We start from the raw sequence: 15,692 nt of genomic DNA on the forward strand, positions 1-15,692 counted from the left end.
GATGCCCCCCCGAACAAAAGGAAGCATGGCAGGCGGTCTTCGAAATCCATGGCTCCATGCCCGACGGCTGGGTCTTGGTCGGCGGCCAGGCCGTCTTCCTGCACGCCGTGGAGCGAGGAGCTCCGACCGTGCGGGCTACGAAGGACGCGGCGTTACGGGTGGGACCACAATTGCTGCACCAGCCAGCCAGCAAGCGCTCGAGCGTTCGGAGACCGTTGCCGTTCAGGCAGGATCAGCGACCGGCAGCGTCATCCGGCCTACGCTCATGGGCAGCCTCATCGGTAAGGCCGCAGCGCTGACCATCATCAACGACCCCGGCAGGCAGCGGCACATCGACGATTTCCTTACCTTGGCCTCTGTTGTCCGGGCGTCCGACCTTCGCGGAGTGACTTACAAGCCGGCTGAACGGGACCACCTTGCAAATATGTTGGGGCGCCTCGCCAATGAACCGGGGCTTATCGACCGGGTGCCTGAAGGTGCCGAGGGAGTGGAACGTCTGCGTCTCTCGTTGAGCTAGCTCGTAGCCCCCGACGCCACCACTCCAACGCCCAGTCCCGCAATAATTCCGCTGGATGTACGTTCGACGACCGTGCTCACCTTGGGCTTCTTCAACCACCGCATCGCTTTGAAGGCCACGACGGCGATCATCGAAAGATACGCGAAGGCGATCACAGCCACCACCACACCAAGGATCAACGAGGTGCCCATCGTGTCGCCACCGTGCGGGATGAACTGCGGGACCACGGCCAGATAGAACAAGCCCACCTTTGGATTGAGGAGCGTGGACAGGGCTCCGGCACCAAGCGCAGAGAGCCTGCTGTAGGGCAGGGGTGCTTCTGCGGAAGACGCCTCTGCCTTCGCAGCGCGTCGGGACTTGATGAACGAAGACACACCCAAGTACAGCAAGTACAACCCGCCGGCGATCTTGATCCAGCGGAACAACTCCGCCGACTGCTCCAGGATCGCAGCCAGGCCCACTCCCACCAGCGCGGCCCACACAATCGCCGCACCCGCGGAACCGGCAGCCGCGGCAATTCCCGCTGAAGGTCTGTTCAACGCAATGCGCAGCACCAGGAAAGTGTCCGGGCCGGGAGTCACGGAGAGGATAAGGCAAAGACCGGCGAAAGCAGCGAGGGAAGCGAGAGTCACAAGACCGATTGTCGGGCATACCGGCGGGTAGTGAAAGCCAAGGGAACCTAAAGCGTTCGCTTGCCGTCAAGGCTTGTTCGTCCAATGACAAGACCACCCCACGTGACGCCAACCACACTGGAGACATCGCCGCGCGCCTCACCGGCCGCCAAGACTTACTACCTGAGCGGAGTACCAATGGAGACTTACGACGCCCTGCTGGCCTCGATCACCGCAGCCCCCGGCCAGAACAGCCGCACCATTTTCGATCCCGCCACGGGTGAAGCCGTCGGCGAGGCCCCGGTCCACACCGTCGAGGACCTCGAAGCCGCCATCGCCGCTGCTGCCGCCGCACAACCCGAGTGGGCTGCCTCGGGCCACAAGGCCCGGTCCGCTGCGCTCCTGAAAGCAGCCGACGCCGTCGAACGCTCCGCCGAAGAACTCGCCCAACTGCTCTCCCGCGAGCAAGGCAAGCCGCTGAACGGCCCGAACGCCCGCTTCGAAGTCGGCGCCTGCGCCGCGTGGCTGCGCGCTACCGCCGGCACTCCGCTGGAACCCGAAGTGGTAGTTGACGACGGCGAAACCCGAGCCGAACTGCACTACCGGCCGATCGGCGTCGTGGGCGCCATTGGCCCCTGGAACTGGCCCATGATGATCACCGTCTGGCAGATCGCCCCGGCCCTGCGGATGGGCAACTCCGTAGTGGTCAAGCCCTCCGAATACACGCCGTTGTCCGTGCTCGCGCTGATCTCCATCATCAACCAGGAACTTCCCGAGGGCCTGCTCACTGTAGTGTCCGGCGGGCGCGACGTCGGGGCCCGGTTGGCGGAACATGAGGCCATCGGCAAGGTCATGTTCACCGGCTCCACCGCCACGGGCAAGGCGATCATCCGTTCCTCCGCGGACACCGTCAAGCGGCTCACGCTGGAACTCGGTGGGAACGACGCCGGCATCGTCCTGCCCGATTCGGATCCGAAAGCCATCGCCGAGGGCCTGTTCTGGGGCGCCTTCATCAACACGGGCCAGACCTGCGCCGCCCTCAAGCGCCTCTACGTCCACGAGTCCCAGTACGAGGCCGTGTGCACCGAGCTCACTGCAGTGGCCTCCGCAATGCCGATGGGCAACGGGCTGGACGAAAACAACGTCCTTGGCCCGTTGCAGAACCGCCAGCAGTACGACATCGTCGCCCGCCTGGTTGACGCCGCCCGCGAATCCGGCGCCCGGATCCTGTTGGGCGGCAACCCTGACGCCGACCGGCCCGGTAACTTCTACCCGACCACCCTCGTGGCGGACATCGACAACGACAACCCGCTCGTCGCCGAGGAACAGTTCGGCCCGGCCTTGCCGATCATCAAGTACAGCACCGTTGATGAGGCCGTCGCCAAGGCGAACGCGCTCGACGTCGGACTCGGCGCCTCAGTCTGGTCCTCCGACCCGGCCGCCGCCCGCGAAGTCGCAGCCCGCATCCAGGCCGGAACGGTGTGGATCAACAAACACGGCGCCGTGGACCCCCGAGTGCCCTTCGGTGGCGCGAAGCAGTCCGGCTACGGGCTGGAATTCGGCGCCGAAGGCCTCAAGCACCTGGGTGTTCCGCAGATCATCAACGGCTGACCCCGCCCCCGCGTCACCCAACTGGGGGACAGATTACGTCGTTACGAGCCCTCGTAGCAGCGTTATCTGTCCCCTACTTGGGCGCCAACCACGGCGTTGGCCATACGGTGGACGCTTTTGCGCAGCCATACGCCCCGCATGAAACCATGAGCACCATGTCCCAAAAGATCGCGTACCAAGGCGAGCCCGGAGCCAACTCGGACCTCGCATGCAAGGAAATGTTCCCCGAACTCGAAAGCGTGCCCTGCGCCAGCTTCGAGGACGCCTTTGAACTCGTCTCCACCGGCGCCGTGGACCTTGCGATGATCCCCATCGAGAACTCCATCGCCGGACGCGTGGCGGACATCCACATCCTTCTTCCCCAATCGAACCTGCAGATCGTTGGCGAATACTTCCTCCCGATCCGCTTCGACCTCCTGGGCATCCCGGGCAGCACCATCGAGGGCGCTACCGAAGTCCACAGCCACATCCATGCATTGGGCCAATGCCGACGCATCATCCGCGAGGCCGGCCTGAAGCCCGTGATCGCCGGGGACACCGCAGGGTCTGCCCGCGAAGTCAGGGACTGGAACGATCCCCGCAAGCTCTCACTCGCTCCACCGCTGGCGGCCGGCCTGTACGGACTCGACGTCCTGGCCTCCGGCGTCGAGGATGATCCCACCAACACAACCCGGTTCGTGGTCCTGGCGCGGGAACAAGCTCTGCCCTCCAAGGAAGAACTGCCCGGGCCCGCCATCACCACATTCGTGTTCCGCGTCCGGAACGTCCCCTCGGCCCTCTATAAGGCACTGGGTGGATTCGCCACCAATGGGCTCAACATGACCCGGTTGGAGAGCTACATGGTGGGCAACGAGTTCGCCGCCACGATGTTCATCTCCGATGTGGAAGGCCACCCGGAGGATCCCCGGCTTCGCCGTGCTTTGGAGGAGCTGGAGTTCTTCACCACCGAGGTCCGCGTCCTGGGCGTCTATGCCGCGGACGGCTACCGCGAGCGGAACACGGTCAGCGCCTGAGCGACTCAGACCGCCTTTCATTCAGAACATGTTCTGAATACACTGTAGGTATGAGCACTACCACCACGTCAAGGACTACGTTCCAATCGTCTGAGCTCAGCAGGTCTTCCGCTGAGGTCTTCGCGGCCGCAGCTGACCATCCGGTCCGGGTCACCCGTCGTGACGGTGAAGCGCTTGTGCTGATGTCCGAGAGCGCAGATCGCGCGCGGGCTTCCCTGCTGGAATTAGCCGCACAACTCGTAGCGGTCTCCACGAGCACCGAGGGGACCTTGGCGTGCCGCATGAGCGACCGCTTCCCATGGATGCTGGCGCTGAGCAAGGCCGACCAGGAAACTTGCGCGAGCGAGGTCTTGGCCGCTGCCCGAGCCTCCTTCGCAACAAATCAGCCTCACTTGGCGATTGCCGAGCTAACCGCTTGGCGTGAATCGGCAACGGCACTAGCAGCTGGCCTGGGCAACGAGCCCATTGAATGGCTTGAAGAATCTGAACCCGTAGAGCGTCCCTAAGGCATGGCGAAGGACTCCAAGGTTGAGCGCCCTACCAAGAAGAGCGAGTACGATCTTCGCTTCGCATCTGTTCAGGCAAAGCGCGGGTGCATTGATCTGCGCGCAACCATCCGCAATGCGTTCACGGACTCCTGGGACTTCCTTACCCGACGCCCCAAGTCATGACGCCCGCCAACTACCCGTTGCGTGGCGAATTAGGTTTGGTCTCTCATCAGGGTTCAACGCACGAGCACTGGCAGCACAAGCCAACGCTCAAGGGTGATGCCCGAATTTGGTTCTTCGTCGTCGAGCACGTTGTCTATCTGGAGCAAGTGCATACGCACCACCCCAACGAGACCAAGTAGCCGCTGCCGAATGCTAGAAATGCGTAGGTTCCTCAACCAGCGCCGTCGCGATGCTGTCCGCATCCTCCAACGCCGCGAGGTAGCGCTCGGCGTCCAAGGCAGCTGAACACCCCGTACCCGCGGCCGTGATCGCCTGGCGGTACCTGTGGTCAACGGCGTCGCCACACGCGAAAACGCCGGACAGGTTGGTGCATGTGGTCGGGGAATCCACCTTGATGTAGCCCTCGGCATCCAGGTCGACTTGGCCGGCTACGAGTTCCGTCCGCGGCAGGTGACCAATTGCCACAAAAATGCCCGTCGCCGACTGTTCCCGGGTTTCCCCGGTACGGGTGTCCGTCAGCGTCACGCCCGTAACCTTTGCGTCCCCATGGATGGCAGTGACCGCAGAGTTCCACGCGAAACTGATCTTCGGGTTGTCCTTGGCCCGCTGCGCCATGATCCGGGAGGCGCGCAGCTCGCCCTTGCGGACGACGACGGTCACCGACTTTCCGAAGCGCGTCAGGAATGTCGCTTCCTCCATGGCGGAATCACCACCCCCAACCACGATGATGTCCTGCTCCCGGAAGAAGAAACCATCGCACGTGGCACACCAGGAAACTCCGTGTCCGCTGAGTTTCTTTTCCTCCGGCAAACCGAGTTCCTTATAGGCCGAACCTGTGGCCAGGATGACAGCCGGAGCTTCATGGGTCTCCCCCGCGCCGGTGACCACGGACTTGAGGTGACCACGCAGCGAAACGGAAGTGACGTCGTCGAACACTATCTTGGCGCCGAACTTTTCCGCCTGCTGCTGGAACCCGTCCATGAGTTCGGGACCTTGGATCCCTTCGGGGAAGCCCGGGAAGTTCTCCACCTCCGTGGTGTTCATGAGCGCCCCGCCCGCAGTCACGGACCCAGCCAGGACCAACGGTTCAAGCCCGGCCCGCGCGGCGTAGATCGCCGCGGTGTAACCGGCAGGACCGGATCCAATGATGATCAGCTGTTCCTTGCTCATGAAAATCTCCTTGCTCGGCGACTACCAGGCGGGTGCTTGTTCAAGTGCAACAAGTACCCGCCCGGCAATCAAGGGCTACCGGACCGCAGACGCCTCGCGCTCACGCTCCGGACGGGCCGAGGCACCGCGCCCGAGCTTACTGGGCCACCAGATCTTGTCCCCGATGTCGTAGGCCAGTGCGGGAACCAGGAGCGAGCGCACCAGGACCGTATCCAGCAGGACACCGAAGGCCACGATGAACGCCAGTTGCACCAGGAACATGATGGGAATGACCCCGAGGGCGGCGAAGGTAGCCGCCAGGACCACACCGGCCGAGGTGATCACGCCGCCCGTCACGCCCAGGCCTCGGAGGATTCCCGGCCGCGTTCCATGCTTGAGCGATTCCTCGCGTACGCGGCTCATCAGGAAGATGTTGTAATCCACGCCCAGGGCCACCAGGAACACGAAGCCGAACAGCGGAACCGTGGCATCGGCACCGGAGAACTGGAAGATCCCGTTGAACACCCAGGCCGAGACCCCCATCGCCGCGCCGTAGGACAGCACCACCGAGAGCACCAGCAGCACCGGCGCCACCACCGAGCGGAGCAGGAGCATCAGGATGAAGAGGATGACCACCAACACGACCGGGATGATCACCGTGAGGTCGCGCTGGGCCGTGGTGTTGGTGTCCAGGGCCGTCGCGGTTACCCCGCCCACCAGGGCCGCAGGGTCCACCTCGCGCACCGCCGAACGCAGGGCTTTCACGGTGTTTTCAGCCTCGATCGAGTCGGCTGCGCTGTTGAGCGTCGCGTTGATGAGCACCTTGCCGTCGCGGACCGCAGGATCGGCGGGAGCCCCCGGCGCACCGGTGATCGGCACGCTTCCTTCCGCGAGCAGGTAGGCGTCGCCTACGCCGTCGGCGGCTTTGACCCTGTCCAGCACCTGCTGCGCGGTGCCTTGGGAGGCAACCACGACGGCGGGGCTGCCGCTGCCGGCGTCGAAGTGCCGCGCCAGGGCGTCCTGGCCCTCGACGGCGTCGGACTTGGCCAGGATGACGTCGGTCTGGGGCACACCGTTGGCCTTCAACTGGAGAACACCGGCGGACGCAACCACCAGCAGCAGCACCGAGGCAATCCACACAACTCGAGGCCTCCGGGAAACAAGCGAGCCCACCCCACGCCACAGACCCTTTTGCCCCTCAAGGCCGGTGACCAGCTCGGGTTCGCGTTCGTCGTCGGGCAGGAGCTTAGGGCGGAAGGGCCAGAAGGCGGCGCGGCCCAACAATGCCATGAACGCCGGCAGGAGGGTGAGGGCTGCGAACAACGAACAGACGATGCCCGCCGCAGCTACGGGACCGAGGGCCTTGTTGGAGTTCAGGTCGGAGAAGAGCAAGCACAGCAGCGCGATGATCACCGTGGCACCTGAAGCAAGAATCGGCTCAAAGGATGCCTTCCACGCCGTCAGCACCGCCTGGGTCCTGTTGGTGGTGTGGGTGAGGGCCTCACGGAACCGGGCGACGAACAGCAGGGCGTAGTCCGTGGCGGCACCGATCACCAGGATGGATAGAATGCCTTGGCTTTGCCCGTTCAGCTGGATCCAGCCCATCTTGGCCATGCCAAACACCAGCAAGATGGCCGCGCACAGGGCGAACACCGAGGTCAGGAGCACCGCGATCGGCAGCACGAGAGAGCGGTACACCAGCAGGAGGATCACGAACACGGCTCCGAGGGCCACCAACAGCAGGATTCCATCGATGCCGCCGAAGGCGTTGACCAGGTCCGCGGTCAGTCCGGCAGGACCCGTGACGTAGGCCCGCATGCCGTCGGGAGCCCCGGGCTGGACCACGTCGCGCAGTTCCTTCACGACATCCCGGATCTCGTCGGACTCAGCGATGGGCACGATGTACTGCACAGCTTTGCTGTCTTCGGAAGGGATGGGACCGACGACGGCGCTCCCCAGCTTGAGTGCCTCAATGTCGGCTTTCAGCTGGGCTGCTTCGCCTAGTTGGGCCGGGGTGAAGGCCGAGTCGCCCTCGACAACCACGACAGCCGGAATCTCGTCCGAGTCGCGGAACTTGGCCTGCCAGTCACCGGCTTCGGTGGCTTCCGCCCCGGCTGGCAGGAACGAGGCCTGGTCATTGGAGGACACTTCGTCCAACCGACCGAACGTGGGGCCGCCGACCCCTGCTATTCCCAACCAGGTGATGACCAGCACCACCGGGATCAGCCACCGCAACCAGAACGGCACTTTCTGCGTCTTCATGAGTCCTTACTTTCCGAGGCACGAGCGGTATTTATTAGACTATAGAGTATCTCTATCATGGAACTAATCAAGCGGACTTCACCCCTGATGCCTTCAGGAGCGGAGACGGGGAGTAATATCCGGAAGGCAGCAAAGACGTAAGGAGGCGCTGATGTCGGATACGTGGGACGAGCGCCCCGGAGATCCCGCCGCGGAAGCGAGCGCCGCAGCAAAAGGTGCAATGCCGCCGTCGGGCCTTCCGCAGGACCTTGTCCGGCTCCTGCAGGACTTCACCCTCGAAGCCAACCACTATGTGGACGCTGCGGGCGGCCGCAATGACATGCACAGGACCGACCTCAATGCGTTGGCAGTGGTCATGCGGCATTCAGCAGCGGGCCGCGTGGTGACACCCGGCGTACTCCGCACTGAGCTGCGCCTGAGTTCCCCGGCAACTACCGCCCTGGTGGACCGCCTGCACGCCTCGGGGCACCTGACCCGGGAACGCTTGGGCACCGACCGTCGGCAAGTCCAGTTGCGCATGACCCCCAAGGCCTACCGTGACGGCAGCGCCATGTTTCTTCCACTGGCCATGCGCATGGGAAAGGCCATGGGCGCGTACAGCGAGGCGGAACTGGACCTGGTGCGCCGTTTCATGACGGACATGGTGGAAGCCACCATCGAAGCCCGGCGGCAAGCCACGGCGGCGGAACCCAACTAGGGGACACCAAACGGCCCAATGAGCACTCAGTGGAACATGTGCTGTCCCCCAGTTGGGCGCCGTGTTCCACCCAAACCCACAGGCCAAGCTGTAGCGTTTCCCTATGAACGCGCAGCAGCCTGAAGATGTCTACACCCACGGGCACCACGAGTCGGTTGTCCGGGCCCACGCCTCACGGACCGCCGAGAATTCGGCCGCGTTTGTCATACCGCATCTCACTCCCGGAACGTCAGTGCTCGACGTCGGATGCGGACCTGGCAGCATCACCTGCGATTTCGCGCGGATGGTCTCGCCCGGACAAGTGATCGGCCTGGACCGTTCGCCGGATGTCATTGCGCAGGCAGCCGAACTCGCAAAGGACCGCGGTGTGGAGAATGTGGAATTCCGCACGGGGAACATCTACGACCTCGACTTTGAGGACGAAACCTTCGATCTGGTCCACGCCCACCAGGTCCTGCAGCACCTCACCGATCCGGTTGCGGCACTGCGCGAAATGCGACGGGTCGCCAAGCCCGGAGCCATTGTTGCCGTGCGGGACGCGGACTTCCACGGCATGAGCTGGTACCCGGAAGTCCCGGAACTCGACGACTGGATGGAGCTCTACCAGAAGATCGCCCGCCGTAACGGCGCAGAGCCCGACGCCGGTCGCCGGTTGGTTTCGTGGGCACAGCACGCCGGGTTCGCCCAGGTGTCCCCGAGCAGCAGCAACTGGCTCTACGCCACGGCCCAACAGCGAGCCTGGCAGTCCCGGGTCTGGAGCGAGCGGGTCCTGCACTCCGCTTTCGCCGAGCAAGCACTGGAATACGGGTTCGCGAACGAGGCCGACCTTGCCCGGATTGCCGCCGGTTGGCACCGCTGGGGAGCCACGGAGGACGGCTACTTCCTCATCCCGAACGGGGAAGTCATCGCTCGAGCATAAAAACTTTCCCGGACCATGTAGAAATCCCCAACCTGGTTCCGACTTATGAGTGAAGGCACCCAAGCAGGGAGCCCGCCAACAAGGAGTTCGAGATGAAATACATGATCATGATGTTCGGTTCCGCCGAGGGCATGATGGAGACCGCCGACCCTGAATGGGTCAAGGAAATGATCGGTTTCATGATCCAGATCGACAAGGACCTCACGGAGTCCGGCGAGCTGGTCTTCAACGCGGGGCTCGCAGACGGAAGTACCGCGAAGCTCGTCAAGCAGACCCCGGATGGAGTCATCACCACGGACGGCCCCTACGCCGAATCCAAGGAGTCACTGATCGGTTACTGGGTAGTGGATGTCGCCAGCGAGGAGCGCGCAGTGGAGATCTGTTCCAGCATCGTGAAGTACTCGCAAGTGGTGGAGCTACGCGCCATCCCGGATGGCCCACCGGAGGTTTAGCCTTTGGTCTTGGCCCCGCGGGATACACGCATCGAGGACCTGCTGCGCACGCTCGCGCCGCAGGTCCTCGGCGTGCTGGTCCGCCGCTACGGCCAGTTTGATGCCTGCGAGGACGCCGTCCAGGAAGCCCTCCTTGAGGCCGCCTTGCAGTGGCCGTCCGGGGTGCCGGACAATCCCCGGAGCTGGCTGCTTTCCGTCGCCTCCCGGCGGCTGATTGATGCGTGGCGGAGCGATATCGCCCGGCGGACGCGCGAAGACCGGGCAGCAGCGATGGAGCCTGCCTTCACCGAAATCCCGGACTCCGTTTCTGAAACAGACGACACCCTCACCCTCATGTTCCTCTGCTGCCATCCGGCGCTCTCCGCACCGTCGCAACTCGCCTTGACGCTTCGGGCCGTTGGAGGGCTCACGACGGCGGAAATCGCCTCAGCCTTCATGGTCCCCGAAGCCACAGTGGGCCAGCGCATCAGCCGTGCGAAACAAGCGATCCAGAAGGCCGGCGGCCGCTTCGAACAACCGGCGAGGGACGAGCGAAAGGCCCGGCTCGGCGTCGTGCTTCACGTCCTTTACCTGATCTTCAACGAGGGCTACACGGCGAGCTCCGGTGCGTCCCTCCAGCGCGAAGACCTTACGACGGAAGCGATCCGGTTGGCCCGCCTGCTCGTGGCCGCCGCCCCCGGCGAGCTGGAAGCCACCGGGCTGCTGGCGCTGATGCTGCTGACAGACTCCCGACGCAGGTCGCGGTCCCTGGCCGACGGGACACCGGTTCCATTGGCCGAGCAGGATCGAAGCCTGTGGAGCAAGGACCAGATGCGCGAGGGCATCGCGCTGCTGACTTCGGTTCTTGGCCGCGGACGTCCGGGTGCCTATCAGCTTCAGGCTGCAATCGCTGCCGTTCATGCCGAGGCGCCTTCGGACGCGGAAACGGACTGGCCACAGATCCTTGCCCTGTACACGGTCCTCGAGGCTGTGGCGCCGAGCCCGGTGGTGACGCTGAACCGGGCTGTGGCTCTTGCGCGGGTTGAGGGTCCGGACTCGGGGCTGGCTTTGTTGGAGGGGCTGGATACGGCGCTGGGTCGCGCGCACCGGCTCGACGCCGTAAGGGGGCATCTGCTGGAACTCAGTGGTTCTCCGCGCGAGGCCAGGGCAGCCTACCTGGCCGCCGCGAAGAAGACCGGAAGCCTCCAGGAGCGGCGCTACTTGATGGGAAAGGTAGCCGCGCTGGATTCCGCGGAGACTTGGTGATAGCGCTCACAAACAACCTATAGTCGAGACCATGGAACAGCGCATACTTGGCAAAACCGGCCGCTCAGTCTCCACCGTCGGCCTGGGCACGTGGCAACTTGGAGCGGACTGGGGCGCGGTGAGCGAAGAAGACGCCTTGGCGGTCCTCGAAGCTTCCGTGGAGGCAGGCGTCAACTTCTTCGACACCGCCGATGTTTACGGTGATGGCCGCAGCGAACAGATCATTGGACGCTTCCTGCAGGACAACCCGGACCTGGACATCACCGTGGCCACCAAGATGGGCCGCCGCGTGGACCAGGTTCCCGAAAACTACACCCTGGCCAACTTCCGCGCCTGGACCGACCGCTCGAGGCAGAACCTGCAGCAGGACACTTTGGACCTGGTCCAGTTGCACTGCCCGCCCACTGTCGTTTACGGCAACTCCGAGGTCTACGACGCTTTGGACACCCTGGTCAGCGAAGGGGCCATCCGCAACTACGGCGTCAGCGTCGAACGCACCGACGAGGCCCTCGAAGCCATCAAGCGGGGCAACACCGCAACCGTGCAGATCATCCTCAACGCCTTCCGCCTGAAGCCGCTCGACGAGGTCCTGCCTGCCGCGAAGGAAGCCGGCGTAGGCATCATCGCCCGGGTCCCTCTGGCCTCCGGATTGTTGTCCGGCAAATACACCACCGAGACAACGTTTGCTGAGAACGACCACCGGAACTACAACCGGACCGGCGCAGCATTCGACGTCGGGGAGACCTTCTCGGGCGTGGACTTCGCCACCGGCGTCAAGGCCGCCCAGGAGTTCAGCAAACTGGTTCCCGACGGCGTCACCACCTCCCAGGCGGCTCTCGCCTGGGTCATCGCACAGGACGGCGTCACGTCCGTCATTCCGGGTGCTCGTTCGGCTTCGCAGGCACGGGCGAACGCCGAAGCGGGGTCGGTTGTCCTCGGGGATGAGGTGTCAGCCGGGGTCAAGGACATCTACGACCGGTACTTCCGCGAAGCGATCCACCCGCGCTGGTAGGCGGCAGGCCGGCGTCGTACGTTTGCGGCGCCGGCCTTACCCCGCATCGCGTCAGCCGAAACGGCAGCAATGAACCCGAGGGTCATGGGTGAAGTGCCGCCGTTGATCAATGTCATGGCGAACAGGTTGGTCCTTGTGCTGTGGACAGTGCCGTAGAACAGCATGGACAGAATTGCCGCGGCTACGAGGGTCCCCAACACCACGATCTTTGTCCGTTCATCAATCGCGACTTTGCGGTAGGCAACCACGGCCACAAATCCAAGCAGCAAAGCGGCCAGCTGAATTTCCCACGGATACCGCTGGGGGACAAGGATGGACGGGACGCCGGCGAAGTCGAACAAGAACCCTTTTGAAATCCCCTCTGATTGCAGGGTCAGATAGCCCTCCAAGAGCACCACAACCAACGCCGGAATCGGCGCGAACATTCTGGTTTTCTGCATTTCCCCTCCATTAACATGGCGGGAACCCCATGCCGAGAATAGTGCCGCTGGGCTCAGCGTTCAAGGTTTCCGGCGCCGTTACCAGCCACTGCGCGTGGGCGTGTGGCCCTTGCGGGCGTCGTCGGGCATGGCCATTTCGGCGCGGAGTCCCAACAGACGGATGGGGCGGTCGGGCTCCATTTTCGAGGTGAGGTCCAAGGCCTGGGCGAGGACTTCGTCGCGGTCGAAGGTCTCCGGGATCTTCCTGGCGTAGGTCTTGGTGAAGAACGGTTTGTAGCGGACCTTGAGAGTCAGACCGACTACGGGACGGCCCTCGGCAGCAACATCCTCGAGGACCCGAGCCGCGAGTTCCTTGATGGCATCTTGTATTTGCCCCGGCTCTGTGAGGTCCTGCTGGAACGTTGTCTCGCGGCCGTGTGCGCGCGCAACCCAAGGGGTATCGTCCACCTCCGCGGCCCCGTCGCCACGACCGAGCTGGGCGTACCAAGGACCCATTTTCGGCCCGAACTCGCTGACCAAATCGTCCGGGTTCACAGCGGCCAGTTCTCCCACGGTGTTGATGCCGTTGGCCGCGAGCCGCTTGGAGATCTTTGGCCCCACTCCCCAGAGGTCCCTCGTGGGCCGAGCACCCATGACTTCGAGCCAGTTCTCTGCCGTCAGGCGGAAGATGCCTTTGGGCTTGCCGAAATCGGTCGCATTCTTGGCCCGGACCAGGTTGTCACCGACCCCGATGCTGCAGTGCAGTTGGGTGTTCTCAAGGACTGCCCGCTGGATCTGCTTTGCGTACGCTTCCGGATCCTCCGTCGTCACCCCGACGAAGGCTTCGTCCCAGCCCAGGACTTGGACTGTGGCGCCGGGTTGCTCGCGGAGGGTTTGCATCACGACTTCCGACGCCGCGAGATAGGCCTCCTGGTCCACGGGCAGGATGATGGCTTCGGGCACTTTGCGGGCGGCGATGCGCAACGGCATCCCCGAGCCAACGCCGAAAGCCCTGGCCTCGTAGGACGCCGTGGAAACAACAGCCCGTTCCGTCGGGTCCCCTCGGCCGCCCACGATGAGGGGTTTTCCGGCGAGGTCAGGACGCCGCAGGATCTCGACCGCAGCGATGAACTGGTCGAGATCGACGTGCAGGACCCACGGGATTCCGCTCACGGGACCAGTCTGCCCCATCCTGTGAGGCCTTGGCTGTAGCGTCCTGACCTTCTTTCAGCCCTCCGGCGTCGGAAATCAACCCGTTCAGGGTGCTTTCTGCCGCCACTGGCCTGAAAGTGGGTCGTGACGGTACGGGCACCCAAAGCGACCACAGCCACGAAGGCGTGCGTCCCGACCACCCACCTCACCCGCATAAGCTGAGATGGTGCAATTTTCCCTCTGGCTGGCCTTGGTTGGTGCCGGCACCCTGATCAGTTTCACTCCCGGCGCCGGGGCCATCTTCACCATGAGCAACTCGCTCAACTCGGGGTTCCGACGCTCCATCTGGGGCATCCTCGGCCAACAGGTGGCCTTGATCATTCACATCCTGATCGTCGCCTTGGGCGTGGGCGTCCTGGTGTCCAACTCACCGCTGATCTTCAACATCATCCGCTACGCCGGTGCCGCCTACCTCGTGTACTTGGGCATCCGGCAGTTCCTGCACAAGCCTGACCTGGACAGAGAACAGGTGGAGGACAAGAAGAACGAGCCCGCACTGTCCATGTTCCAGCGGGGCATTTGGGTCAACCTGCTGAACCCCAAGGCGATCGTCTTCTTCCTGGCGTTCATGCCCCAGTTCATCCGACCGAACGAGCCCCTGCTCCAGCAATACGTGGTGCTGACGGCAACGGTCCTGGCCATCGACATCATGGTCATGTGGTTCTTCTTCGCCATGGCAGCCCGTTCCTTCCAACGGTTCACCCATGATCAGCGCGGCCAAACCATACTTAATCGTATTTTTGGCTGCCTCTTCGTGCTGGTGGGCGTCCTGCTGGCGGTCATCCACTAAGGACAGTCAGCCCGCAACCGTCGACCCACGTACAACGAGCGAACTCTCCAGCGTCACATGAGGTTCGGCCAACGGCAGGCCTTCCATGAGCCCCCGCAGCTGCTCCCCCGCCTTGCGGCCCAACGGCGTCGCAGGCAGGTGAACACTGGTAAGGCTGGGGTTGCTGGTTGCGGAGTAGGGCAGGTCGTCGAACCCGGCCACCGCCAGCTCACCAGGGATGCGCACACCCTCCACCCGTGCTTCCTGCAGCACGCCATAAGCGTGCGTGTCCGTGCCACATACGACGGCGGTCACGCCTGCCGCTTTCCACGAAGGCCACGCTTCGGCAAAGGCAGCCGCGGCAGCACCGACGTCGATCGATGTGCTGACAATGTGCTCCTCAGAAACAGCAAGCCCGCAGGCAAATGCTTCGTCAAGGAACGCCTCGCGCCGAAGTTGGAACGTGGCCGTTCCCGTGATGCCGTCCACGTAGGCGGCCCGGGTATGCCCCGCCAAAGCCAGGTGCCGGGCAAGCTCCCGGGCTCCTTGGGCGACGTCGAGGTTGACCGAGGGCGCGTATGATTCCAGGCCCGGCGCATCGAGCAGGACCAACGGTCCCGCCGCAGACAGGTCCTGGAGGAACTCCGCGCTGGGGGCACCGACAAGAAGCCCGGCCGGCCGGAGGGCCAGCAGTTTGCGCACGTCGGAGGCCTGTGGCGACTCCCCGGCATCCGTGACGGAGAGCAGCAGTTGGTACTCCGCGCCCAGGGATTCCCGCACACCTGCGATCACGTTGGCAAAGAAGGGGTTGGACACGTCCGGCGTCACCAAAATGACAATCGAGCTGACGCCGCGGGCCAAGGAACTGCCGATGCTGTCCACCACGTAGCCCAGCTCGGCGATGGCGGTCCGAACCCTTGAGATGTTGTCCTCGGACACCCGGCCCTGGGTTTTCCCGTTCGCAACCAGGGAGACAGTCGCCGTCGAGACCCCTGCCCGGGCGGCAACCATGGCCGCCGTGACTCGTGGCGCGCGTTTGCCGAGGTGATCCGGGGTATCCATGCATCGATCTTAACGTTGTTGCACCCGTCTCACGCAGCCCATGGCATCAAGCGCTTGACGCTCTTCACGTT

General features: G+C 64.0%; 17 protein-coding genes. 11 read left to right on the plus strand and 6 right to left on the minus strand.

Features of this window, described 5'->3' with window-relative positions:
• Window positions 1-25: 25 nt before the first annotated feature.
• Window positions 26-517: a hypothetical protein gene (locus tag ACIPY2_RS17665; RefSeq protein WP_400267700.1), complete on the plus strand. Its 492-nt coding sequence runs from the start codon at window positions 26-28 to the stop codon at window positions 515-517.
• Here ACIPY2_RS17665 and ACIPY2_RS17670 read toward each other — a convergent pair.
• Entirely contained in the window at window positions 514-1,149 is a 636-nt protein-coding gene (locus ACIPY2_RS17670; protein ID WP_400267701.1) for a LysE family translocator, read from the minus strand. The two genes, ACIPY2_RS17665 and ACIPY2_RS17670, sit on opposite strands and share 4 nt — an antisense overlap.
• Before the next feature lie 177 nt (window positions 1,150-1,326).
• Between ACIPY2_RS17670 and ACIPY2_RS17675 the strand changes: the two genes are divergently transcribed.
• The 4 genes from ACIPY2_RS17675 (at window position 1,327) to ACIPY2_RS17690 (ending at window position 4,602) form a co-directional block, all read left to right on the plus strand.
• Window positions 1,327-2,739 carry an aldehyde dehydrogenase family protein gene (locus ACIPY2_RS17675; RefSeq protein ID WP_400267815.1) on the plus strand — a complete coding sequence of 471 codons (1,413 nt, stop codon included), beginning with the start codon at window positions 1,327-1,329 and terminating at the stop codon, window positions 2,737-2,739.
• A 155-nt stretch (window positions 2,740-2,894) separates the two neighbouring features.
• Complete coding sequence (locus tag ACIPY2_RS17680) at window positions 2,895-3,752, plus strand: prephenate dehydratase (RefSeq protein WP_400267702.1); 858 nt, start codon at window positions 2,895-2,897, stop codon at window positions 3,750-3,752.
• 50 nt (window positions 3,753-3,802) lie between these two features.
• Window positions 3,803-4,258, plus strand: a complete 456-nt coding sequence (locus ACIPY2_RS17685) for a prevent-host-death protein (RefSeq protein WP_400267703.1) — start codon at window positions 3,803-3,805, stop codon at window positions 4,256-4,258.
• Window positions 4,259-4,458: 200 nt separating this feature from the next.
• Complete coding sequence (locus tag ACIPY2_RS17690; protein WP_400267704.1) at window positions 4,459-4,602, plus strand: hypothetical protein; 144 nt, start codon at window positions 4,459-4,461, stop codon at window positions 4,600-4,602.
• A gap of 13 nt (window positions 4,603-4,615) precedes the next feature.
• Here ACIPY2_RS17690 and trxB read toward each other — a convergent pair whose 3' ends face one another.
• Window positions 4,616-5,593 (minus strand): thioredoxin-disulfide reductase, encoded by a 978-nt coding sequence (gene trxB / locus ACIPY2_RS17695; protein ID WP_400267705.1) that lies wholly within the window; start codon window positions 5,591-5,593, stop codon window positions 4,616-4,618.
• Between the two features lie 75 nt (window positions 5,594-5,668).
• On the minus strand, window positions 5,669-7,834 hold the full coding sequence (locus tag ACIPY2_RS17700; protein ID WP_400267706.1) for an MMPL family transporter: 2,166 nt from the start codon (window positions 7,832-7,834) through the stop codon (window positions 5,669-5,671).
• Between the two features lie 151 nt (window positions 7,835-7,985).
• Here ACIPY2_RS17700 and ACIPY2_RS17705 point away from each other — a divergent pair, with 151 nt between their 5' ends.
• The 5 genes from ACIPY2_RS17705 to ACIPY2_RS17725 all read left to right on the plus strand — a co-directional run bounded on the left by ACIPY2_RS17705 (window position 7,986) and on the right by ACIPY2_RS17725 (window position 12,159).
• Window positions 7,986-8,531 (plus strand): MarR family winged helix-turn-helix transcriptional regulator, encoded by a 546-nt coding sequence (locus ACIPY2_RS17705; RefSeq protein ID WP_400267707.1) that lies wholly within the window; start codon window positions 7,986-7,988, stop codon window positions 8,529-8,531.
• A gap of 103 nt (window positions 8,532-8,634) precedes the next feature.
• Entirely contained in the window at window positions 8,635-9,450 is an 816-nt protein-coding gene (locus ACIPY2_RS17710) for a class I SAM-dependent methyltransferase (RefSeq protein WP_400267708.1), read from the plus strand.
• A 92-nt stretch (window positions 9,451-9,542) separates the two neighbouring features.
• Window positions 9,543-9,902, plus strand: a complete 360-nt coding sequence (locus tag ACIPY2_RS17715) for a YciI family protein (RefSeq protein WP_400267709.1) — start codon at window positions 9,543-9,545, stop codon at window positions 9,900-9,902.
• A gap of 9 nt (window positions 9,903-9,911) precedes the next feature.
• A complete protein-coding gene (locus tag ACIPY2_RS17720; RefSeq protein WP_400267710.1) occupies window positions 9,912-11,147 on the plus strand; it encodes an RNA polymerase sigma factor in 1,236 nt (411 codons plus the stop codon).
• A gap of 31 nt (window positions 11,148-11,178) precedes the next feature.
• A complete protein-coding gene (locus ACIPY2_RS17725; protein ID WP_400267711.1) occupies window positions 11,179-12,159 on the plus strand; it encodes an aldo/keto reductase in 981 nt (326 codons plus the stop codon).
• On the opposite strand, the gene ACIPY2_RS17730 is transcribed toward ACIPY2_RS17725, so the two are convergent.
• A complete protein-coding gene (locus ACIPY2_RS17730; RefSeq protein WP_400267712.1) occupies window positions 12,117-12,599 on the minus strand; it encodes a hypothetical protein in 483 nt (160 codons plus the stop codon). The two genes, ACIPY2_RS17725 and ACIPY2_RS17730, sit on opposite strands and share 43 nt — an antisense overlap.
• A gap of 78 nt (window positions 12,600-12,677) precedes the next feature.
• A complete protein-coding gene (locus ACIPY2_RS17735; protein WP_400267713.1) occupies window positions 12,678-13,769 on the minus strand; it encodes a DNA polymerase IV in 1,092 nt (363 codons plus the stop codon).
• 184 nt (window positions 13,770-13,953) lie between these two features.
• Here ACIPY2_RS17735 and ACIPY2_RS17740 point away from each other — a divergent pair, with 184 nt between their 5' ends.
• Entirely contained in the window at window positions 13,954-14,580 is a 627-nt protein-coding gene (locus ACIPY2_RS17740) for a LysE family transporter (protein ID WP_400267714.1), read from the plus strand.
• A gap of 6 nt (window positions 14,581-14,586) precedes the next feature.
• On the opposite strand, the gene ACIPY2_RS17745 is transcribed toward ACIPY2_RS17740, so the two are convergent.
• A complete protein-coding gene (locus tag ACIPY2_RS17745; RefSeq protein WP_400267816.1) occupies window positions 14,587-15,570 on the minus strand; it encodes a LacI family DNA-binding transcriptional regulator in 984 nt (327 codons plus the stop codon).
• Window positions 15,571-15,692 lie beyond the last annotated feature (122 nt).

The sequence above is a fragment of the Paenarthrobacter sp. NPDC089675 genome (assembly GCF_044749185.1).
Classification (GTDB): domain Bacteria; phylum Actinomycetota; class Actinomycetes; order Actinomycetales; family Micrococcaceae; genus Arthrobacter.